Origin of the sequence: Microbacterium kyungheense (genome assembly GCF_006783905.1) — a bacterium.
Taxonomy (GTDB): domain Bacteria; phylum Actinomycetota; class Actinomycetes; order Actinomycetales; family Microbacteriaceae; genus Microbacterium; species Microbacterium kyungheense.
Window position 1 is genome coordinate 324,601 of record NZ_VFPE01000001.1, and the last position, 20,576, is coordinate 345,176.

The 20,576-nt window shown below is 70.9% G+C and carries 15 protein-coding genes; 8 read left to right on the top strand and 7 right to left on the bottom strand.

Going from position 1 to position 20,576, the window contains the following annotated elements; translation table 11 throughout:
- Positions 1-16: 16 nt before the first annotated feature.
- Together FB391_RS01450 and FB391_RS01455 are read right to left on the bottom strand one after the other, a co-directional pair.
- Complete coding sequence (locus tag FB391_RS01450) at positions 17-544, bottom strand: tetratricopeptide repeat protein (protein WP_141892527.1); 528 nt, start codon at positions 542-544, stop codon at positions 17-19.
- A gap of 222 nt (positions 545-766) precedes the next feature.
- Positions 767-1,630: a spermidine synthase gene (locus tag FB391_RS01455; RefSeq protein ID WP_141892528.1), complete on the bottom strand. Its 864-nt coding sequence runs from the start codon at positions 1,628-1,630 to the stop codon at positions 767-769.
- A gap of 84 nt (positions 1,631-1,714) precedes the next feature.
- Here FB391_RS01455 and FB391_RS01460 point away from each other — a divergent pair, with 84 nt between their 5' ends.
- Together FB391_RS01460 and FB391_RS20055 are read left to right on the top strand one after the other, a co-directional pair.
- A complete protein-coding gene (locus FB391_RS01460; RefSeq protein ID WP_141892529.1) occupies positions 1,715-2,470 on the top strand; it encodes a LamB/YcsF family protein in 756 nt (251 codons plus the stop codon).
- A gap of 17 nt (positions 2,471-2,487) precedes the next feature.
- Complete coding sequence (locus FB391_RS20055; protein ID WP_141892530.1) at positions 2,488-4,104, top strand: 5-oxoprolinase subunit B/C family protein; 1,617 nt, start codon at positions 2,488-2,490, stop codon at positions 4,102-4,104.
- An 86-nt stretch (positions 4,105-4,190) separates the two neighbouring features.
- Here the strand turns inward: FB391_RS20055 and FB391_RS01470 are convergent, their stop codons facing one another.
- Positions 4,191-6,797, bottom strand: a complete 2,607-nt coding sequence (locus FB391_RS01470; protein ID WP_185842884.1) for an ATP-binding protein — start codon at positions 6,795-6,797, stop codon at positions 4,191-4,193.
- A 316-nt stretch (positions 6,798-7,113) separates the two neighbouring features.
- On the opposite strand from FB391_RS01470, the gene rpoB reads away from it, so the two are divergent.
- Complete coding sequence (gene rpoB / locus FB391_RS01475; protein ID WP_141892532.1) at positions 7,114-10,614, top strand: DNA-directed RNA polymerase subunit beta; 3,501 nt, start codon at positions 7,114-7,116, stop codon at positions 10,612-10,614.
- Positions 10,615-10,655: 41 nt separating this feature from the next.
- Complete coding sequence (gene rpoC, locus FB391_RS01480; protein WP_141892533.1) at positions 10,656-14,528, top strand: DNA-directed RNA polymerase subunit beta'; 3,873 nt, start codon at positions 10,656-10,658, stop codon at positions 14,526-14,528.
- Between the two features lie 65 nt (positions 14,529-14,593).
- On the opposite strand, the gene FB391_RS01485 is transcribed toward rpoC, so the two are convergent.
- Genes FB391_RS01485 through FB391_RS01495 form a run of 3 tightly spaced genes read right to left on the bottom strand, consistent with a single transcriptional unit; the run spans position 14,594 to position 16,412 of the window.
- Positions 14,594-15,205, bottom strand: a complete 612-nt coding sequence (locus FB391_RS01485) for a DUF3618 domain-containing protein (protein WP_141892534.1) — start codon at positions 15,203-15,205, stop codon at positions 14,594-14,596.
- Positions 15,202-15,621: a phage holin family protein gene (locus tag FB391_RS01490; protein WP_141892535.1), complete on the bottom strand. Its 420-nt coding sequence runs from the start codon at positions 15,619-15,621 to the stop codon at positions 15,202-15,204. The genes FB391_RS01485 and FB391_RS01490 overlap by 4 nt, the downstream gene beginning before the upstream one ends.
- Positions 15,618-16,412, bottom strand: a complete 795-nt coding sequence (locus FB391_RS01495) for a hypothetical protein (protein WP_141892536.1) — start codon at positions 16,410-16,412, stop codon at positions 15,618-15,620. The genes FB391_RS01490 and FB391_RS01495 overlap by 4 nt, the downstream gene beginning before the upstream one ends.
- Positions 16,413-16,635: 223 nt before the next feature.
- On the opposite strand from FB391_RS01495, the gene FB391_RS01500 reads away from it, so the two are divergent.
- Positions 16,636-17,250 (top strand): hypothetical protein, encoded by a 615-nt coding sequence (locus tag FB391_RS01500; protein ID WP_141892537.1) that lies wholly within the window; start codon positions 16,636-16,638, stop codon positions 17,248-17,250.
- A 25-nt stretch (positions 17,251-17,275) separates the two neighbouring features.
- Here FB391_RS01500 and FB391_RS01505 read toward each other — a convergent pair whose 3' ends face one another.
- Positions 17,276-17,863 (bottom strand): hypothetical protein, encoded by a 588-nt coding sequence (locus tag FB391_RS01505; protein WP_141892538.1) that lies wholly within the window; start codon positions 17,861-17,863, stop codon positions 17,276-17,278.
- Positions 17,864-17,983: 120 nt separating this feature from the next.
- Between FB391_RS01505 and FB391_RS01510 the strand changes: the two genes are divergently transcribed.
- The 3 genes from FB391_RS01510 to FB391_RS01520 all read left to right on the top strand — a co-directional run bounded on the left by FB391_RS01510 (position 17,984) and on the right by FB391_RS01520 (position 20,492).
- Positions 17,984-18,985, top strand: a complete 1,002-nt coding sequence (locus tag FB391_RS01510) for an ABC transporter (RefSeq protein WP_141892539.1) — start codon at positions 17,984-17,986, stop codon at positions 18,983-18,985.
- Positions 18,986-19,178: 193 nt separating this feature from the next.
- The gene (locus FB391_RS01515) at positions 19,179-19,736 is read left to right on the top strand and encodes a hypothetical protein (RefSeq protein WP_141892540.1); all 558 of its coding nucleotides are present in this window, start codon (positions 19,179-19,181) and stop codon (positions 19,734-19,736) included.
- Between the two features lie 96 nt (positions 19,737-19,832).
- Complete coding sequence (locus FB391_RS01520) at positions 19,833-20,492, top strand: spermidine/putrescine ABC transporter substrate-binding protein (protein ID WP_141892541.1); 660 nt, start codon at positions 19,833-19,835, stop codon at positions 20,490-20,492.
- The last annotated feature ends 84 nt before the right edge of the window (positions 20,493-20,576 follow it).

Sequence of the window (20,576 nt, forward strand, 5' to 3'; positions counted from 1 at the left end):
CATGGCCGAGGCATCCTCAGCTGGCGACGGATGCCGCGGCCCGGCGCTGATCCGCCGCGTCGATGGCCATCAGCACGGACTCGAGCTGGTCCTCGGTGGCGCCCGACTCCTGGCGCAGGAACAGGGCCCGCTTGAAGTCCTTGCGGGCGGCCTCGTAGTCCCCGTCGTCGTAGCTCACCTTGCCGCGATGCATGTGGGCGAAGGCGCCGATGCCGGCCCATCCCTGCCCCTCGGCCTCTTCGGCGCACGTCGTGAGCTCGTGCCAGGCGGCCGGGTACTTGCCCTGCGCCTGCAGCACCGTCGCATGCAGGATGCGTGCCCGCAGCAGGTCCTTGCGGGTTCCGGCCATACGCGCGACGCGCACCGACTGCTCCGAGACGACGAGGGCCTCGTCGGCCCGGTCGAGCACCTTCAGCAGCCACACGCGTTCGAGCAGTGCGGGCAGGCTGCGCTGCTCGCCGATCTCTTCGAGCCGGTCGCGGCACTGCGTCGGGCTCACCTTCTCGCGGAGGGTGTCGGGGTCGTACCCGCTGATGTAGCTCACGTGTGACTCCCTTCACTGCGCCCGAGCGGCTCGTTCCAGTGTGCCTGTCGCCGTCGCGCGGGCCGGCGTGCCACGCCGGGTCGCGGCATCCACTCGGTCAGTCCTGGCGATCCGCCACGTTCCACGCGCCGCGCGCGGCGGTGGTGGCGACTCGTCACCAACGTGCAGCGGGATGCCGCCGCCCGGGCGTGATCCTGCGCAGGGGCGGCGGGTGACCGGGGCTCAGCGGGTGAAGATCGACGCGGACGGCTTGGGCGACGGCGTCGCGTCGGCGTCGGTGGCGACGCGGGCGCCCCTCGCGAAGTCGTCGACCTCGCGGCCCTCGGCCACCTTCGCGGGGTGGGGGCCGGCCGCCATGAGACGCGGCAGCCATTCCGTCGGCAGGGGCTGACGGGATGCCGCGATGACGAGGTTGCCGAAGCGCCGGCCCTTCAGCGTCTGCACCTCGGCGAGCACGATCACGTGCTCGAGCACGGCCTGCACGGTCGCGACCTCGCGGCGAGCGAAGGCGAGCCCTGCCCCGTCGGCGACGTTGACCAGCAGCACGCCGTCGGGGGCGAGGAAGCGGGCGGCCTCGGTGAAGAACTCGACCGTCGTGAGGTGCGCCGGGGTCTGTGCGCCGGAGTACACGTCCGAGACCACGAGGTCGGCGGCGCCGACCAGTCCTGCGGGCAGGCGTCCGAGCGCCTCGCGGGCGTCCCCGATGCGCACCCGGATCTGCGCGCCGCGGGGGAGCGGCAGGTTCTCGCGCACGAGGTCCCACAGCGCGGGCTCGAGCTCGACGACCTGCTGCCGCGAGCCCGGCCGGGTGGCCTCGACGTAGCGCGGGATGGTCAGGGCGCCCGCACCCAGGTGGATGGCGGTCAGCGGCTGACGCGGCATCCTGAGCCGATCGATCACCGCGCCCATGCGCGCGACGTACTCGAAGTGCAGGTGCGTCGGATCGTCGAGGTCGACGTGCGACTGCGGCGTGCCGTCGACGTCGAGCTCCCACCCGCCGCCGAACGGCGAGGGGACGACGCGCGCGATCGTGCCGTCCGAGAGCCTCGCCGAGGGGGCCGGGGCCTCGTCCCGCGTGCGTGCCATGGGTCAACGGTAGCCCGGCGTACCCGTCGGCGGCGGATCGTGCACGCGGAACCCATCGCTGCACGCCCGCACTACCGTGGAGGCATGGCGGCCATCGACCTCAACGCGGACCTCGGCGAGACCGTCGACGGCGTGCCGACGGCCGACGACGAGGCCATGTTCGCGGTGATCTCCAGCGCCAACGTCGCGTGCGGCGGACATGCCGGGGATGCCGCGTCCCTGCGTGACACTGTCGCCCGCGCCGCGCGGTTCGGCGTCGCGATCGGTGCGCATCCGTCGTACCCCGACCGCGCGAACTTCGGCCGCGTCGCCATGGAGATGGACCCCGCAGATCTCGAGGCCGTCGTCGCCGAGCAGCTGGCGGCCCTGGTCGCCGCCGGTGGCGACCTGCGCTACGTCAAGCCGCACGGCGCGCTGTACCACGCGGTGATCACAGACCGGGTTCAGGCCGGCGCCGTGGCCCGCGCCGTCGGCGCACTCGCCGAGCGCCTCGGCCGGCCCCTCCCCGTGCTGGGCCTGCCGGGCGAGATCGAGGGGGCCGCGGCATCCGTCGGTCTTCCGTTCGTGCGCGAGGCCTTCCTCGACCGCGGATACCGGCCCGACGGCTCGCTCGTGCCGCGCACGCAGCCCGGCGCGCTGCTCGACGATCCCGAGGCGGTCGCGGCCCGTGCCGTGCGCCTCGCGCGCGAGGGCGTGGTCGAGGCGGTCGACGGCACGTCGGTGCGGGCGGATGCCGCATCGCTGTGCGTGCACGGCGACTCGCCGTCGGCGGTGGACATGGCCCGCGCGGTGCGGACCGCTCTCGACGCGGCCGGCGTGGAGGTCCGCGCACCGTGGTGAGCGCGCGGACGCTGCCGATGGGGGAGCGTGCCTTCCTCGTCGAGGTCGACGGTCTCGACGAGGTGCTCGCCGTGCACGGGGCGCTCGCCGCGTCGCGGCCCGACGGTGTGACGGACCTCGTGCCGGCGGCCCGCACCGTCCTCGTGCGTGTGGACCCGCGCGTGCTGCCCGTGGCTTCGGCGAAGAGCTGGGCGCTGCGCGCCGCCGCTGGGGCGTCCCTGGGGGACGCCGCCGAGGGACCTCTCGTCGAACTCGACATCGCGTACGACGGCGCCGACGTGGAACACACCGCCGCGCTGCTGGGCATCGACGCCGACGAGTTCGTGCGACGGCACGCGGCGGCGCGGTGGCGCGTCGCGTTCACCGGGTTCGCCCCGGGCTTCGGCTACCTCGTCAGCGACGACTGGCCCTACGACGTCCCGCGGCGGGAGTCGCCGCGCACGCGCGTCCCCGCCGGCTCCGTGGGCCTGGCGGGCAGGTTCTCCGGCGCGTATCCGCGCGACACCCCGGGCGGCTGGCAGCTGATCGGCACGACCCGGGCGCCGCTGTTCGATGCGGATGCGGCATCCCCGGCACTCCTCACCCCCGGAGCCCGCGTGCGGTTCCGCCCCCGCACGGCGGGGCGCATCGCCCCCCTGCCCTCACCGAGATCAGGAGATCTCGCCGACGCAGGACGTTCTGCGCCGGATCGTCCTGTTTCAGCGAGATCAGGAGATTTCGACGAAAGCGGAGCCGCGCAAGACGACGGGCGTGAAGTGGATGCCGCAACCCGGCCCCGAACGGCCGCCCTGCGCATCCTCGAACCCGGGCTGCTCGCGACGGTGCAGGACCTGGGACGTGCGGGGGCGGCATCCATCGGGGTGGCGGTGTCCGGTGCGCTGGACCGTGCCGCGCTGCGGACGGCGAACCGGCTGCTGGGCAACCCCGAGGGTGCGGCGGCGATCGAGGTGACGATGGGCGGACTGCGCGCCGTCGCCGACGCGGACCTGTGGTTCGCCGTCACGGGCGCGTGGGGTCCGGTGCGGCTCGACGGCCGCGACGTCGACCCGTTCGAGGCGCACGCGTGGCCTGCCGGCGCCGAACTGCACGTCGACTGGTTCGCGCACGGCGCCCGCGCCTACCTCGCGGTGCGAGGTGGCATCGATGTGCCCACAGCACTCGGCTCGCGCGCGACCGATCTGCTCGCGGGGCTCGGCCCGGCCGCGCTGCGCACGGGGGACCGCGTGCACGTGGGTACGCCGGCTTCGACGCCGATCCCCGTCGCCCCGCCGCAGTCGTGGGGCGCGCCGCACGACGACGAGCTCGAGCTCGACCTGGCGCCCGGTCCCCGCGCGGACTGGTTCGCCTCCGGCACCGCGCTGTACGACGCGGTGTGGACCGTCACCGGCGACGCGGATCGCGTCGGCGTGCGCCTGGGCGGTCCGGAGCTCGTCCGCGCCCGCACCGGCGAGCTGCCCAGCGAGGGCATGGTCCCCGGGGCGCTGCAGGTGCCGCCGTCCGGACGCCCGACGATCCTGCTCGCCGACGGCCCCGTCACCGGCGGCTACCCCGTCATCGCCGTCGTCACGGACGCGTCGCTCGACCTCGTGGCGCAAGCTCGGCCGGGGACGCGCATCCGCTTCCGCCACGCCTGAGCCGCCGCATCCATCGCGGCTCTGTTCCCCTGTCGCGGCCTGCGCCGCCGGGCCACGACCCGTGACAGGGGAGCCGCCTGACGGCCTCACCAGGCGTGGAGCGTCGCGGCCACCTCGTCGTGCTCGTGGTCGGGGAGTGCGAGCAGCACCGCCTCGGCCAGGGTGAACTCGGCTCCTGCGACTTCGCCGGCCTCGACGCTCGCCGGGTCGCGGCCGCGCAGGATGTCGAGGTACGGGGTGTGGACGGTGAAGGCCTCCACGTCGAAGATGCCGATGCGGCGCCGGATCTCGCCGGCCGCCACGGCGAGCGCCGCCGCCCGCCACGCCTCGCCGTGGGCGGCGGCCACGGCGCACACCCCCTCCAGCCCGTAGGCGATGCCCTCGTCGTAGTGCAGCCGGACCGAGAGCAGCAGGGTGCGCACGAACTCGTGCTCGGCGGTCTCGAGGTGCCCGAGCTGGAAGTTGAGGCGCGATCGCAGGTTGCCGGCGACCGAGGTCGTGAACAGGTCGCCGTGCTCCTGCGCGACGGCGCTCGCGCGATCGAAGTGGGCGAGGGCGTCGTCGGTGGCGCCGCGCACCCACGCCAGCCGCCCGAGCGAGACCTCTGTGATCGCCTCGGCCCATGCGTTCCCCTGCTCGCGCAGCCGCACGACGGCCTCGCGCAGCTCCGTCTCGGCCTTGTCGGAGTCGAGGTCGGAGAACTGCACCCGCGCGGTCGCTCGCGCGGCGAGCGCCATGGCCGCGGCATCCGCATCGCCCGACTCGCTGAACAGCCGCACGCACTCGCCGAGTCCGGCGACGACCTGCTCGCTCGGGCGCTGCCACATCTCGCCCCACAGGGCGAAGAACCAGGCGATCGCCCGCGTGTGCGGCGTGATGGGCTGATCGTGCTGCTTCTCCAGGAGTTCCAGCATCCACACCCGCACCTCGGCGAAGAAGCCCGAGATCCACCAGTAGATGAGCAGGCTCCATGCGAAGTCGCCGGCGTCGTCGAGCCGATCCGTGTGCACGAGATGGCGGACGGCGGCCCGCAGGTTCGGCAGCTCCAGCCCGAGGCGCGCGACCGCATCGGCCTGGCCGGGACCGCCGAGGTCGGGTGCGACGCGGCGCACCAGCGCGCAGTAGTAGTCGGCGTGCGCGCGGCGGACCCGCACGGCCTCTCCCTGCTCCTTGAGCCGGCCGAGCGCGTACTCCCGCACGATCGCCAGCAGCGAGAACACGCGGCGTCCGCCCAGTTCGTACTGCTTGACGAGCGACCCGTCGACGAGGGCCGCCAGGCCGTCGATCGCCTGGCCGTCCCACGAACGACCGCGACCGAGCGCCTCGACCGCGTCGAGCGTGAACCGCGTCGCGAACACGCCGAGGTCCTCGAGCAGGTCGCGCTGCGCATCGGGCAGCAGGCTCACGCTCCAGTCGATCGTCGCGCGCATCGTGCGGTGCCGCTCCGGCAGGTCGCGCACGGCGGCCGTCAGCAGCGGCAGGCTCTGCCCCAGCCGCTCCGCGATACCCGCGGGTGTGAGGATCCGGACCTTCGCGGCCGCCAGCTCGATCGCCAGCGGCAGCCCCTCCAGCGTCCGGCAGATCGCGGCGAGGTCGGCCGCGTTGCCCGGCGTCACGTCGAACCCCGGGTCGATCGCCTTGGCGCGGTCGACGAACAGCGCCACCGCCGGGGTCCGGGTCGCCGGGTCGAGGCTCGCCGGGAGGTCGCCGCGCGGCGTCGGCAGGGGCGGCACTTCGTACACGCGCTCGCCGCGGATCCGCAGCACGATCCGGCTCGTCACGAGGAACGTCGCCGTCGGGGCCACCGTGTACAGCCGCACGAGGACGGGTGCGGCATCCACGATCTGCTCGAAGTTGTCGAGCACCAGCAGCACGCGCCGGTCTTCGAGCGCATGCGCGATGCGCTCCTCCAGCGCCGCCTCGCCGTTGTCGCGGATGCCGAGGTGATACGCGATCGTCGGAAGCAGCAGCCCCGGCTCGAGCACGCCCTCGAGCAGCACGAAGTAGACGCCGTCGGGGTAGAGGTCCTCGCACGCCAGCGCCGTCTCGATCGCGAGTCGGCTCTTGCCGATGCCGCCGGGGCCGATCAGGCTCACGACCCGGTCGGTGCCGCGGGCCAGCAGCGTCCGCACGGCGTCGATATCGGCGTCGCGGCCGATCGTCGTCGTGTACGGCACCGGCACGCGCCCGACGAGAGGCTGCCCGGGCGCCTCGGGCGCGGGATCGGTGCGGGACTCGTCGAACCGTTCGGCGAGCAGCATCGCGAGGTCGGCAGCGACCTGGTCCTCCAGCTCGGCCGCCGAGCGGAAGTGCAGATACGCCGCCGTGTCGTCGGCCTGGATGCGCCCGATGAGCGCCGCCAGGCGGTCGTCGCGTTCGTCGCCGTCCTTGACGTAGATCAGTTTCGGCATGGCCGGCGGCGCGAGGTTGTACTCGTCCTCCAGCCCCGACACCTCCTCGCCCGGGGCCACCCACCCGTAGCTCGCGCCGTAGATCCCCACGAACACGTCGCTCTGTGCCAGATAGGAGCGGTACAGCTCCCGCGGCGGGTGCGGCCGAGCCCCCAGCTCGAACATCACCGGCGCGAGTCTCAGTCGCTCCACGGCGGCCTTGACCGCCTCGCGTTCCTCCGCGAGCTCACGCAGGGTCGAGCTCACGAACACCCGGATCCGCTGATCGGGAGTGCGGATCACGGGGGATCGTCCCCCAGTCATGTGCACATCATGGCCCTGCGGCGCGCTTCACGCCATGGTCTCGGTTCATGGATGTATCCGAATCAGGCTTTATACCGCAGCATCCGAAACTCGTCAAGAATCCGACTGGACACGGCGCGTCGTGCGACGTATAGTAGGTCTTTGCGCTCTTGGATTCCCCCTGCCCTCATATGGTGGTCGGCTGTGCCTGTGCCCCCTCGCTCGTCGCGAGGCGTGGTGCGCGGGCTTCGGGGACGAAGAGCACTCCACCTGACGACAAGGAAACGAGCCCTACGGGCCCACGGAGGTAATCCCCTTGGCTGCTGCGCGCAACGCATCCAATCCCACCACCACCCCCAAGAACGGACGCGGAGCTTCCCGCCTCTCGTTCGCCAAGATCTCCGACACGCTGACGGTCCCTGACCTTCTCGCGCTGCAGACCGAGTCGTTCGACTGGCTCGTCGGCAACGAGGCATGGAAGGCCCGCGTCGCCGACGCCAAGGCCGCCGGTCGCACCGACGTGCCCGAGGTCTCGGGACTCGAGGAGATCTTCGAGGAGATCTCGCCGATCGAGGACCTGAGCGAGACCATGCAGCTCTCGTTCACGAACCCGTACCTCGAGCCCGAGAAGTACTCCATCGAGGAGTGCAAGGAGCGCGGCAAGACGTACGCGGCCCCGCTCTACGTCGAGGCCGAGTTCATGAACCACCAGACCGGTGAGATCAAGACCCAGACGGTCTTCATGGGCGACTTCCCGCTCCAGACCGACAAGGGCACGTTCATCATCAACGGCACCGAGCGCGTCGTCGTGTCGCAGCTCGTCCGTTCGCCCGGCGTCTACTTCGACAAGACCCCCGACAAGACGTCCGACAAGGACATCGTGTCGGCGCGCGTCATCCCCTCGCGCGGTGCCTGGCTCGAGTTCGAGATCGACAAGCGCGACCAGGTCGGCGTGCGCATCGACCGCAAGCGCAAGCAGTCCGTCACCGTCTTCCTGAAGGCGCTCGGCCTCACGTCCGAGGACATCCTGGGCGAGTTCGCCGGCTTCGAGTCGATCGAAGAGACGCTGTCGAAGGACACGATCCTCACCAAGGAGGACGCGCTCCGCGACATCTACCGCAAGCTCCGTCCGGGCGAGCAGGTCGCCGCCGAGGCAGCCCGCGCGCTCCTGGACAACTTCTACTTCAACCCGAAGCGCTACGACCTCGCCAAGGTCGGCCGGTACAAGATCAACCACAAGCTCGGTCTCGACAAGCCGCTCACCGACTCGGTGCTGACGGTCGACGACATCGTCGCGACGATCAAGTACCTGGTGCGCCTGCACCGCGGCGACGTCGTCTTCGACGGCGTGCGCGGCGGCAAGCCGGCCGAGATCCGCCTGGACGTCGACGACATCGACAACTTCGGCAACCGCCGCATCCGCGCGGTCGGCGAGCTCATCCAGAACCAGGTCCGCACCGGTCTGTCGCGCATGGAGCGCGTCGTCCGCGAGCGCATGACCACGCAGGACATCGAGGCGATCACGCCGCAGACCCTGATCAACGTCCGTCCCGTCGTGGCGGCGATCAAGGAGTTCTTCGGCACGTCGCAGCTGTCGCAGTTCATGGACCAGAACAACCCGCTCGCGGGCCTGACACACAAGCGCCGTCTGTCGGCCCTGGGCCCCGGCGGTCTGTCGCGTGAGCGCGCCGGCGTCGAGGTCCGCGACGTCCACCCGTCGCACTACGGCCGCATGTGCCCGATCGAGACCCCGGAAGGCCCGAACATCGGTCTGATCGGCTCGCTCGCCTCGTTCGCGCGCATCAACGCGTTCGGCTTCATCGAGACGCCGTACCGCCGCGTGGTCGAGGGCAAGGTCACCGACCAGATCGACTACCTGACCGCCTCGGAAGAGAGCGACTACATCGTCGCGCAGGCCGGTGTCGAGCTGAAGTCGGACGGCAGCTTCGCCCAGGACCGCGTCCTGGCCCGCCGTGGAAACGGTGGCGAGGTCGACCTCTTCCACTCGGACGAGATCGGCTACATGGACGTCTCGCCGCGCCAGATGGTGTCGGTCGCGACCTCGCTCATCCCGTTCCTCGAGCACGACGACGCCAACCGCGCCCTCATGGGTGCCAACATGCAGCGTCAGGCCGTCCCGCTGCTCCGTTCGGAGTCGCCGGTGGTCGGCACGGGCATGGAGGGCTTCGCGGCCATCGACGCCGGTGACGTGGTCACCGCCCAGAAGCCCGGTGTCGTGGTCGAGGTCTCGGCCGACGTCGTGACCGTGCAGCTGGACGAGGGCGGCACGCAGGACTACTTCCTGCGCAAGTTCGACCGCTCGAACCAGGGCACGTCGTACAACCAGCGCGTGGTCGTCTCGGCCGGCGAGCGTGTCGAGGCCGGCGAGGTCATCGCCGACGGCCCCGCCACCGAGAACGGCGAGCTGGCGCTCGGCAAGAACCTCCTCGTCGCGTTCATGACGTGGGAGGGCCACAACTTCGAGGACGCCATCATCCTGAGCCAGAACCTGGTGAAGGACGACACCCTCTCGTCGATCCACATCGAGGAGTACGAGGTCGACGCGCGCGACACGAAGCTCGGCAAGGAGGAGATCACCCGTGACCTCCCCAACGTCAGCCCCGACCTGCTGAAGGACCTCGACGAGCGCGGCATCATCCGCATCGGCGCCGAGGTGCGTCCCGGCGACATCCTCGTCGGCAAGGTCACGCCCAAGGGCGAGACCGAGCTGTCGGCCGAGGAGCGCCTGCTCCGCGCGATCTTCAACGAGAAGAGCCGCGAGGTCCGCGACACGTCGCTGAAGGTGCCCCACGGTGAGCAGGGCACGATCATCGCCGTCAAGGAGTTCAACGCCGAGGACGGCGACGACGAGCTGGGCTCGGGCGTCAACCGCCGCGTCGTGGTCTACATCGCCCAGAAGCGCAAGATCACCGAGGGCGACAAGCTCGCCGGCCGCCACGGCAACAAGGGTGTGATCGCGAAGATCCTTCCGGTCGAAGACATGCCCTTCCTCGCCGACGGCACGCCGGTCGACGTGATCCTCAACCCGCTCGGCATCCCGGGTCGAATGAACTTCGGCCAGGTCCTCGAGCTGCACCTGGGCTGGATCGCCAAGCAGGGCTGGAAGGTCGAGGGCACCCCCGAGTGGGCCGCGCACCTGCCCGAGCAGGCGTTCGAGGCCCCGGCGGGCACCAAGGTCGCCACGCCGGTGTTCGACGGCGCCTTCGAGGACGAGATCGCGGGTCTGCTCGACTCGACGACCCCGAACCGCGACGGCGTGCGCCTGATCGACTCGACGGGCAAGACGCAGCTGTTCGACGGCCGCTCCGGCGAACCGTTCCCGGCTCCGATCTCGGTCGGCTACATGTACATCCTGAAGCTGCACCACCTCGTCGACGACAAGATCCACGCGCGCTCGACGGGCCCGTACTCGATGATCACCCAGCAGCCGCTCGGTGGTAAGGCGCAGTTCGGCGGTCAGCGTTTCGGTGAGATGGAGGTGTGGGCCCTCGAGGCCTATGGTGCCGCGTACGCGCTCCAGGAGCTCCTCACGATCAAGTCCGACGACATCCTCGGCCGCGTCAAGGTGTACGAGGCGATCGTCAAGGGCGAGAACATCCAGGAGCCCGGCATCCCCGAGTCCTTCAAGGTGCTCATGAAGGAGATGCAGTCGCTCTGCCTGAACGTCGAGGTCCTCTCGGCCGACGGCACGGCGGTCAACCTCCGCGACACCGACGACGACGCCTTCCGCGCCGCTGAGGAGCTCGGCATCAACATCTCCAGCCGCTTCGAGTCCTCGTCGATCGACGAGATCTAAGCGCGCCAGGTAACGAACGAATTTCCGACACAGGAGAACCAGTGCTCGAATCAACCACTTTCGATCAGCTTCGCATCGGCCTGGCCACCGCTGACGACATCCGTCGTTGGTCCTACGGCGAGGTCAAGAAGCCCGAGACCATCAACTACCGCACCCTGAAGCCCGAGAAGGACGGTCTGTTCGGCGAGCAGATCTTCGGACCCTCGCGCGACTGGGAGTGCGCGTGCGGCAAGTACAAGCGCGTCCGCTTCAAGGGCATCGTCTGCGAGCGCTGCGGCGTCGAGGTCACCAAGTCCTCGGTCCGCCGCGAGCGCATGGGCCACATCGAGCTCGCCGCGCCCGTCACCCACATCTGGTACTTCAAGGGCGTGCCCTCGCGCCTCGGGTACCTGCTCGACATGGCGCCGAAGGACCTCGAGAAGGTCATCTACTTCGCCGCGTACATGGTGATCTCGGTCGACGAGGAGGCGCGCCACCGCGACCTCTCGACGCAGGAGAACAACATCCGCCTCGAGCTGAAGACGCTCGCCGACCGCCGCGACGCGCGTGTCGCCGCCCGCCTCCAGAAGCTGGAGGAGGAGCTCGCCGCGCTCGAGGAGGAGGGTGCCAAGGCCGACCAGAAGAAGAAGGTCAAGGACGCCGCCGAGAAGGAGATGGCCTCGATCCGCAAGAACGCGGACGACCAGGTCACCCGCCTCGAGAAGGTGTGGGAGGACTTCCGCAACCTCGAGGTCGGCCAGCTCAAGGGCGAGGACGAGATCTTCCACGAGCTGCAGGACCGCTTCGGTCAGTACTTCGAGGCCCACATGGGTGCGGAGTCGATCAAGCGCCGCCTGGAGGCGTTCGACCTGGCCGCCGAGGCCGAGAGCCTGCACCTGCAGATCTCGGAGGGCAAGGGCCAGCGCAAGATCCGTGCGATCAAGCGCCTGAAGGTCGTCAACTCGTTCCTGATGACGGGCATGAGCCCGGCGTCCATGGTGCTCGACGTCGTCCCGGTGATCCCGCCGGAGCTGCGCCCGATGGTGCAGCTGGACGGTGGCCGCTTCGCGACCTCCGACCTGAACGACCTGTACCGCCGCGTGATCAACCGCAACAACCGCCTCCGTCGCCTGATCGACCTCGGTGCCCCCGAGATCATCGTCAACAACGAGAAGCGCATGCTGCAGGAGGCCGTCGACGCGCTGTTCGACAACGGCCGCCGCGGTCGTCCCGTCACCGGCACCGGCAACCGCGCCCTGAAGTCCCTGAGCGACATGCTCAAGGGAAAGCAGGGTCGCTTCCGCCAGAACCTGCTCGGCAAGCGCGTGGACTACTCGGGCCGTTCGGTCATCATCGTCGGTCCGCAGCTCAAGCTGCACCAGTGCGGTCTGCCCAAGCAGATGGCGCTCGAGCTGTTCAAGCCGTTCGTGATCAAGCGCCTCATCGACCTCGGTCACTCGCAGAACATCAAGGCCGCCAAGCGCGCCGTCGAGCGCACGCGTCCCGAGGTCTGGGACGTGCTCGAAGAGATCATCCGCGAGCGTCCCGTGCTGCTGAACCGTGCGCCCACGCTGCACCGTCTCGGCATCCAGGCGTTCGAGCCGCAGCTCGTCGAGGGCAAGGCCATCCAGCTGCACCCGCTCGTGTGCGCGGCGTTCAACGCCGACTTCGACGGTGACCAGATGGCCGTGCACCTGCCGCTGTCGGTCGAGGCCCAGGCCGAGGCCCGCATCCTGATGCTGGCGTCGAACAACATCCTGAAGCCGTCGGACGGCCGCCCGGTGACCCTGCCCTCGCAGGACATGATCATCGGTCTGCACCACCTGACCACGGTCAAGGAGGGCGCAGCCGGTGAGGGTCGTGTGTTCGGCTCGGTGGGCGAGGCGATCCTGGCGAAGGACGAGGGCACCCTCGACCTGCAGGCCAAGGTCCGCATCCGCATCCCCGGTCTCGCCTTCCTCGAGGGCGAGGCTCCCGAGGGCTACGAGCGCCACGGTCTCGTCGACGCGTCGCTCGGCCAGGCGATCTTCAACGACACGCTCCCCAAGGGCTACCCGTTCGTCCGCGAGCAGGCCGACAAGGGCAAGCTGTCGCAGATCGTGAACAAGCTCGCCGAGGAGTACCCGAAGGTGGAGGTCGCGGCATCCCTCGACCGCATCAAGGACGCCGGCTTCTACTGGGCCACCCGCTCGGGTGTGACGGTGGCGCTGAGCGACATCCTGACGCCCCCGAACAAGGGCGAGATCGTCGCGGGCTACGAGAAGCAGGCCGCGAAGGTCCAGGCGCAGTTCGAGAAGGGTCTCACCACCGACGCCGAGCGTCGTCAGGAGCTCATCAAGATCTGGACCGAGGCGACCGACGAGGTCCAGAAGGCGATGCGCGACCACTTCCCGGCCGACAACACCATCAACCGCATGGTCTCGTCGGGCGCCCGTGGTAACTGGCTGCAGATCCGCAACATCGCGGGTATGCGAGGCCTGGTGAACAACCCGAAGGGTGAGATCATCCCCCGTCCGATCATCTCCTCGTACCGCGAGGGTCTGTCGGTGGCGGAGTACTTCATCGCGACGCACGGTGCCCGTAAGGGCCTGGCCGACACGGCCCTCCGTACCGCCGACTCGGGCTACCTGACGCGTCGTCTCGTCGACGTCTCGCAGGACGTCATCATCCGCGAAGAGGACTGCGGCACCACCAAGGGCCTGGAGTTCGTCATCGCGGCGCCCAACAGCGAAGGCGTGCTCGTGCGCGACGCGAACGTCGAGAACTCGGTGTTCGCCCGCACGCTCGCGGCCGACGCGGTCTCGCCCTCGGGCGAGGTCGTCGCCTCGGCCGGTGAGGACGTCGGCGACGTGCTCATCGACAAGCTGGTCGAGGCGGGTGTCGAGTCCATCAAGGTGCGCTCGGTGCTCACCTGCGACTCGGCGGTCGGCGTCTGCGCGAAGTGCTACGGCCGTTCGCTCGCGACCGGCAAGATCGTCGACATCGGCGAGGCCGTCGGCATCATCGCGGCCCAGTCGATCGGTGAGCCCGGAACGCAGCTGACGATGCGTACCTTCCACACCGGTGGTTCGGCTTCGGCCGACGACATCACGCAGGGTCTTCCCCGCGTGCAGGAGCTGTTCGAGGCCCGCACCCCGAAGGGCGCGTCGCCGATCGCGGAGGCCGACGGCCGCATCACGATCGACGAGACCGAGAAGTCGAAGAAGGTCATCCTCACGCCCGACAACGGCGACGAGCCGCACGTCTACCCCGTCCTGAAGCGCGCGACGCTCCTGGTCGAGGACGGACAGCACGTCACCGTGGGTCAGCCCCTGCAGGTCGGAACGCTCGACCCCAAGGAGGTCATGCGCGTGCAGGGTGCCCGCGAGGTGCAGAAGTACCTCGTCAACGGCGTCCAGGGCGTGTACCGCTCGCAGGGTGTGCCGATCCACGACAAGCACATCGAGGTCATCGTCCGTCAGATGCTGCGGAAGGTCACCGTGGTCGACCACGGCGACACCACGCTGCTGCCGGGTGAGCTGGTCGACTTCAAGAAGTACCAGAACATCAACCGCGAGGCGGTCGGCGAGGGCAAGCGCCCGGCGTCGGGTCGTCCCGAGCTGATGGGTATCACGAAGGCGTCGCTCGCGACCGAGTCGTGGCTGTCGGCCGCGTCGTTCCAGGAGACCACCCGCGTCCTGACGCAGGCGGCCATGGAGGGCAAGAGCGACCCGCTCGTCGGCCTCAAGGAGAACGTCATCATCGGAAAGCTCATCCCCGCCGGAACCGGACTTGCGAAGTACCGCAACGTCACGGTCGAGGCGACGGAAGAGGCCAAGAGCGAGCGGTACCCGAACCGCATCTTCGCCTCGGACGGCGCGTACACCGACGCCGACCTGAGCTACGTCGACTTCGACAGCTTCTCGACGGACGGTTTCTCGACCGACTACAACTGAGTCCAGAACTCACGAAGGGCCCCGGTTCGCCGGGGCCCTTCGCCGTTCCTGGGGAATCGGATGCCTCACCCCATGCTGCCCGGCCCGCCGGTGTTCATCCGGTCCGAGCCGCCGGCGTTCTCGGTGACGTTCTCCTTGACGCGCTCCGCCGTGTGCTGCGCCTCGTCCTTGACGGTCTGCGCCGACGACATCGCCGACTCCTTGACCTCCTCGACGGCGTCCTGGGCGGGACCCTTCAGCTCGGCCGCGACGTCCTGTGCGGCATCCTTCGCCACCTCCATCGCCTTGTCGACCATCGGCTGGGCGCGGTCGCGCAGCGCGGTGCTGAGGTGCTTCTCGGTATCGGTCGCCGGGATGAGGCTCGCGACGAGGAAGCCGACCCCCGCAGCGAGCAGGCCCACCACGATCGGGGCGCCCTGCGCCGTCCGTCGGGCCTTGCCCGGCAGCTCGCTCAGGGCGTCTCCGACGTCGCCGGCTGCACCCCTCGCGGTGTCCTCGACGTCGTCGGCGACCCCCATGACGTGATCTCTGACGTCGCCGAAGGCCTGACGCACCCGTGTCCGCTGGCGTTCCATGATCTTCGGGGGCGAGACCTTGTCGGCGAGGGCGTCGACGTCTCGTCCGAGTTCGCCCCGCGTCGCCTCGATGTCGGCGCGGATCTGGTCGGGATTGCTCATGATCGGTTCTCCTGGTTCCTTCTGAGTGCTTCGGGTATCTCCTTGACGGTCTCGACGGTCTGCGGGGCTCCTCGCACGGATGCGAGGCGTCGGCGCCCGACCGCGTAGAGGATGCCGGCGATGATGGCCCAGACCGTGGCGACGATGACGCCGGACCAGCCGAGGCCCACCAGCGTCCCGAGTGCCCACCACAGGGCGAGGCTCAGGAAGAGGACCGCCATCATGGCCGCGTATCCGGCCACGCCCAGCAGGCCCGCTCCCGCGCCCGCGCGCTTCGCGGATTCCGAGAGCTCGGCCTTGGCGAGTTCGAGCTCCTGGCGCATCAGCGCCGACAGGTCGCGCGAGACCTCGCCGACGAGGTCACCCAGCGACGTCTCGGCCGCCTTCTGCTGAGACGGCGTGGGCATGTCGGTCATGGCCGTGTCCCGCCGCTCGGCGACCATGCGTCGCCGGAGCGGTCTGCGCCGGCGTCGGCGCCCCCGGCGAGCGGGGTGGATGCCGGTCCGCCCGGCGTCGTCGTGCCGCCCGCCCGTGCGTCCTGCCCGAGGGCGTCGGCGATCGGGGTGTCGCCCGCGACTGTGCCTCCCTGCGTGCCGAGGGTCGCGCTGCTCGGACGCCGTCCGCCGACGGTCCCGGAAGCGGATGCCGGGGTGGCGACCATGCCGCCGCTCCGACCCCGCGAGGCTCCATCGCGCGAACCGCCGGTGTCGTGTGCATCAGAGACGAGGGCCCGGGTAACGCGACCCGCGACGATGCCGACCGCGAACGCGGTGACCACAAAGGCCACGGTGTGCCGGCGGGCGTACCGCCGGACCTCGCCGACGACATCCGCGGGTTCGCGCTGCTCGAGCCAGTCGGCCGCGCGGCGGGTCTGCCGCCCGATCATGCGCACCGCGTCGGTCGCGGCTCCGCCGGAGGTCGCTCCGGAGGTCAGCTCTTCCAGCTCGTCGCCGGTGCCGCGCAGCGCGTCGGCGGCCCGCCGCTGCTGCACCGCGGCCTGATCCGCCAGCTGCGTGCGCGTCTCTTCGAAGAAGCCGCGCGCCGCCTCCTTCGCGTCTCGTGCGGTGTCGACCGCTTCGTCGACCGCGACGCCGGCCACGTACATCGCCCCGGCGTCGACCTCTGCCACCGTGTCGATGGCCCGTTCCTTCACGTCGTCGCCCGGCGTCGTGGTGCCGTCGCGGGGCGCCTGCTCGAATGTGGACATGCTCCTGCTCCTGTCGTCCGCGGCCCTGCGGGGGGAGATCCGTCGCGTCGCTGCGGGAGACCAACGTCCGTCATGGTCGCGCATGCGCCGAGGGACTGGAACCGCGGGCGCGCAGCGAGTATCATCACGGGCCCGCGCGGGGGGGATGCTCGGGTGCACGCCGCGCGCCGTGGCGCGGCATCCCTCTCGCCGTCTTACCGTGGGGGTGACGGTCGGGGGGACCATGGCACGGATCGGCGGGCGCAACGCGTGGATCGCCGTGCCCGCGGGGATGCTGTGCGCAGCCGTCGTCGGGGCCCTGGTGTGGCTGTCGCTGCCGATGGTGCCGGTATCCGTCGCGTGGCTCGGCGACACGCTGCGCAACGCGACCGCGCCGCTCCCTGCGCCGACGGCCGTGCCGACGCCGGCCCAGGACGCCGCGACCGGCGCCGCCGTCGACTGCCGGTCGATGTACTCCGACGATCTCTGGAACGAGCTGACGTGGCATCCCGGGTCGCTGCTGAGTCAATCGCTCGCCGCGCCCGCCACGGAGGCCCACGCGTTCGCCGATGCGGTGACCGCCGACGTCGCGGTGACGTGCGTATGGCGGTTCGACGGCGGCGGCATCGTGACGACGCTGGCGCGGATCGACGCCGATGCGTCGGCGCTCGCGGAGCCGTCGCTCACCTCGGACGGCTTCGCGTGCTCGTCCTCCGACGCCGCGCTGGAGTGCACGCGCACCCGGGGGAGCGTCGTCGAGCTGCACACGCTGCGCAACGGACTGTGGCTCGTCAGCGTCGAGACCGGGTGGCATCCCGAGGACTTCGGCGCCCGCCTGGAGCACCACGTGTTCGGATAGCGCGCAGGCTCAGGCTTCGAGGTGCTCAGCCGAAGATGGCGGCGACCACCGCGGTGGTGTAGCCCGTCGGGGCGAGGTTGGAGTACCGGGTGTCGATCAGCACGCCGTCGCGCCAGTACAGCGTGCGCCCCGACGTCACGGGATAGTTGGGGTCCTGCCAGGTCTTCTCACAGCGCGTGCCGCTGTCGGGCGTGTAGCAGGTGAACCCGTCCTCGTCCTTGAGCTTGTTGAGCTGCTCCAGCGCCGGGCCGCGAGAGACGTAGCTGATGGTGGTGACGAGGTTCGTGGCATCGGCCGCCGGGTCGCCCCACACGCAGATGAGGCTGCCGTCGGGCTGCGGGCCCGACGCGCCGAACGCGGGATCGTTCAGCGGCACGCCCTCGAGCTGCGCGAGCACGTCGGCGTTGAGGATCGCACGGCAGTCGGTGGGGATCTCGGCCTGTGCCGTCGGTGTCGGCGTGGGCGTGGGGGTCGCCGTGGGCGTCGCCGACGGGGTCGGCGTGAAGGTGAAGCCGCCCTCGGGCGCGTCGTCGGGGGCGCACGCGGTGAGCGCGGCGAGTGCGAAGAGAGCGGATGCCGCCACCGCGGTGAGCCGGATCGCTGGGGGTGCCATCGACCCAGGCTAATAGGCGGCGGCCGTCCGCGCCGCGCCCGGCACGCCTGCGCCGCATGGGAGCGGGCACGGGATACTGTCGCACTGCAGGGCGCACGCCCGGCGTGAGGAGTGCTGACGATGAGTGACCCCAAGTCGTCCTACGGCGAGCCCGTCGAAGAGCCCGGCGGCGGCGTCGACGACGTCGTCGGCCGCGCGAACGAAGGCCTCGCCGAAGCCGAGGCCGCAGGGCGCGGCGCCGACACGGCCGACGCGTCACAGCCCGAGACCCCCGCGGAGACCGTGACGGACAGCCCGGCCGAGCCCGCCGATGCCACGGTCGTGCGCGAGCCCGAGCCCGAGCCTGTGGCCGCACCCGAGACCGTTGCCCCCGCAGAGCCCGACCCGTGGGACTCGGCGGAGGCGGCATCCCTCGATGTCCCCGCGACTCCCGTCGCCGACACCGCCGTGTACACGTCAGCGGCTGACGACTCGCCCACCGTGGTCGACGCGCCCGTCATCACCCCGAGCGAGCCTGTCGTGCCCGAGGCGACGGTCGTCGCCGCGGCCGCCCCGCAGCCGATCTTCGTGCAGGCTCCCGAGGCTCCGCGGCCCCGCGGCAACCGCGCCGCCGCCGGCGCCATCGGCCTGCTCGCCGCCCTCTCGTTCGCGGTGCTGTACCTCGCGCTGTGGATCGGAGTCCGCGCGATCGAGGGCGACGTGACGGGCGAGAACATCGGCACGACCGTGCTCGACGCGCTGCGCACGTGGTCGCTGTGGGTCCCGGTGGTCGTCTTCTTCCTGGCCTTCTGGCTGCTCGGCGCGATCATCAACCGCGGCCGGTGGGGCGCGTGGGTGGTCTTCGGCCTGCTCGTCGGCGCCGCCGCCTACGGGGGCCACATCCTGGGCGCGCTGTTCCAGGCCCCGTTCTGGGAGCTCACCGCCAGCGAGGGCTCCGACCTCGTCGAAAGCCAGCTGCTCACCCCGCTGGCGTTCGGCGCGTTCGTGATCGGCCGCGAGCTGACGATCTGGTTCGGCGCCTGGGCCGCCGCACGCGCGAAGCGCGTCACCGAGCTCAACGTCGAGGCGCAGCGCGAGTACGAGCGCACCCTCGAGGCGGGCCCGCAGCTCGTCCGGCCGTAGTCGCTGCGGCCGTCGCATCCGACGAATCCCCGGTCTCGCTGAGACCGGGGAAACTCGTCGAAACCTGGGATTCACGTCGAGACCGGGCGCCGCGCCACGGCTCTCGGCCCAGATCCCGGGTCTCACGGGGGCGGTCCCGGATGCCGGCGGCCGAGCCGGCCCGCGCGCCGGAGGTCGGACGTACGCTGGAGACATGGCCGCTCAGGGTTCCGCAGGAGCGCCGGGCGGGTCGGTGCGCCCGGCGGTGGCCCTCGCCTTCGCGACGATCGGCTTCGCCGCGCTGACGATCTTCGGCCTCGGCATGGTGAGCCTCGCGACCGGCGAAGACGTCATCGCGACGCCCGGCCTCGGCCAGATCCCGGGGATCGTCGGCATGATCCTCGCCGTGCTGGCCTTCGCCGGCGGGCTGTGGGCGTCGATCGGGCGCGCGGGCGAGCGGAGGGATGCCGTCACGCCGGCGACCTCCGTCGCGGCACGGGATCCCGCCGCGAGCCGGGGCCCGTCCTTCTGGGGTGTCGTATGGACGACGGCGGCGGCGTTCCTCGCCTACATCGGGGGCGTGTGGGTCGCCGCTGTCGCGACGGGCGCCGACCTGGGCGTCGCGACAGGAGTCGCCGGCCGCCTGGCGACCTCGTGGTTCGGAGCCGTCGTCGCCGGGGCGGCGTTCGTGAGCGCGTGGGCGGGCATCGCACTGGTGCGCACGCGAGCCCGACGCCCGCGCTGGCCGTGGGAGGACCCCTCCGAGCCCTGAGCCCGGGCAGACCGACCCCGGCGTCGGGCTGACGGCATCCCCTCGTTCCGCCGTGATTCCGGGCGCTGAGCGGGTGCGCGTACTACCGTGGACCGCGTGGAGCGGTCGCTCGAGACCCAGGTCAGCCAGGCGGTGGACGCCTGGCTCGCGTGGCTGCCCCGCTGGGAGCCCGCCACGCACCGCGGACGCACGGCGCCGTGCCGCCGCTGCTTCGGGTCGCCGGTCCTCTCGGCCGCGGGTCTCGGCGCCGACGTGCCGCACGGCGTTCAGCACGGACTGTCGACGCGTGTGAAGACGATCGTGGACCGCTCCGTCGCGGAGTACACCGCGCTGAACCTGCCCATGCTCCAGGCCGAGCTCGACCAGCAGGCGACCCGCAACCGGGCGCGCAGCTACCGGCCGAGCGAGGGGCTGGACCCCGAGTTCGAGGGCCTCCCGCTCGACCCCGAGCCGTTGCCCGGCGCGCCGTTCCTCTTCACCATCGCCGGGCTCGCCGAAGAGGCGGACGCCGATGTGCCCGCGCTGCCGCCGCTGACCGATGAGGCGAAGGCGGCGCTCCGTCAGGAAGTCGGACTGGCGGACGACTACGCCAACATGGTGGGTCGCGAGGTGTGCACGATCCTGCTGCACCACCGGCTGCGGATCCAGGCGGCCGTCGCCGAGTACGTCGAGCCGCAGATCGAGGCGATGCTCGCCGACCTGACGAAGTCGCTGGATGCGCCGTTCGACCCGCATGAACCCGATGAGTTGGACTGAATCCATCAATTCGCGGGCGCGACGGCGCCCGGATGCCTGTCACGGGTGGACCGTGGCTCGTTCGCAGGGCTGGTTTGTTAGGCT

What these genes read in the sequence shown, in the direction of transcription:
- FB391_RS01455 (WP_141892528.1), bottom strand. Translation starts at nt 1,630, where the DNA reads ATGGCACGCACGCGGGACGAGGCCCCGGCCCCCTCGGCGAGGCTCTCG.
- FB391_RS01460 (WP_141892529.1), top strand. Translation starts at nt 1,715, where the DNA reads ATGGCGGCCATCGACCTCAACGCGGACCTCGGCGAGACCGTCGACGGC.
- FB391_RS20055 (WP_141892530.1), top strand. Translation starts at nt 2,488, where the DNA reads ATGGGGGAGCGTGCCTTCCTCGTCGAGGTCGACGGTCTCGACGAGGTG.
- FB391_RS01485 (WP_141892534.1), bottom strand. Translation starts at nt 15,205, where the DNA reads ATGAGCAATCCCGACCAGATCCGCGCCGACATCGAGGCGACGCGGGGC.
- FB391_RS01490 (WP_141892535.1), bottom strand. Translation starts at nt 15,621, where the DNA reads ATGACCGACATGCCCACGCCGTCTCAGCAGAAGGCGGCCGAGACGTCG.
- FB391_RS01495 (WP_141892536.1), bottom strand. Translation starts at nt 16,412, where the DNA reads ATGTCCACATTCGAGCAGGCGCCCCGCGACGGCACCACGACGCCGGGC.
- FB391_RS01500 (WP_141892537.1), top strand. Translation starts at nt 16,636, where the DNA reads ATGGCACGGATCGGCGGGCGCAACGCGTGGATCGCCGTGCCCGCGGGG.
- FB391_RS01505 (WP_141892538.1), bottom strand. Translation starts at nt 17,863, where the DNA reads ATGGCACCCCCAGCGATCCGGCTCACCGCGGTGGCGGCATCCGCTCTC.
- FB391_RS01510 (WP_141892539.1), top strand. Translation starts at nt 17,984, where the DNA reads ATGAGTGACCCCAAGTCGTCCTACGGCGAGCCCGTCGAAGAGCCCGGC.
- FB391_RS01515 (WP_141892540.1), top strand. Translation starts at nt 19,179, where the DNA reads ATGGCCGCTCAGGGTTCCGCAGGAGCGCCGGGCGGGTCGGTGCGCCCG.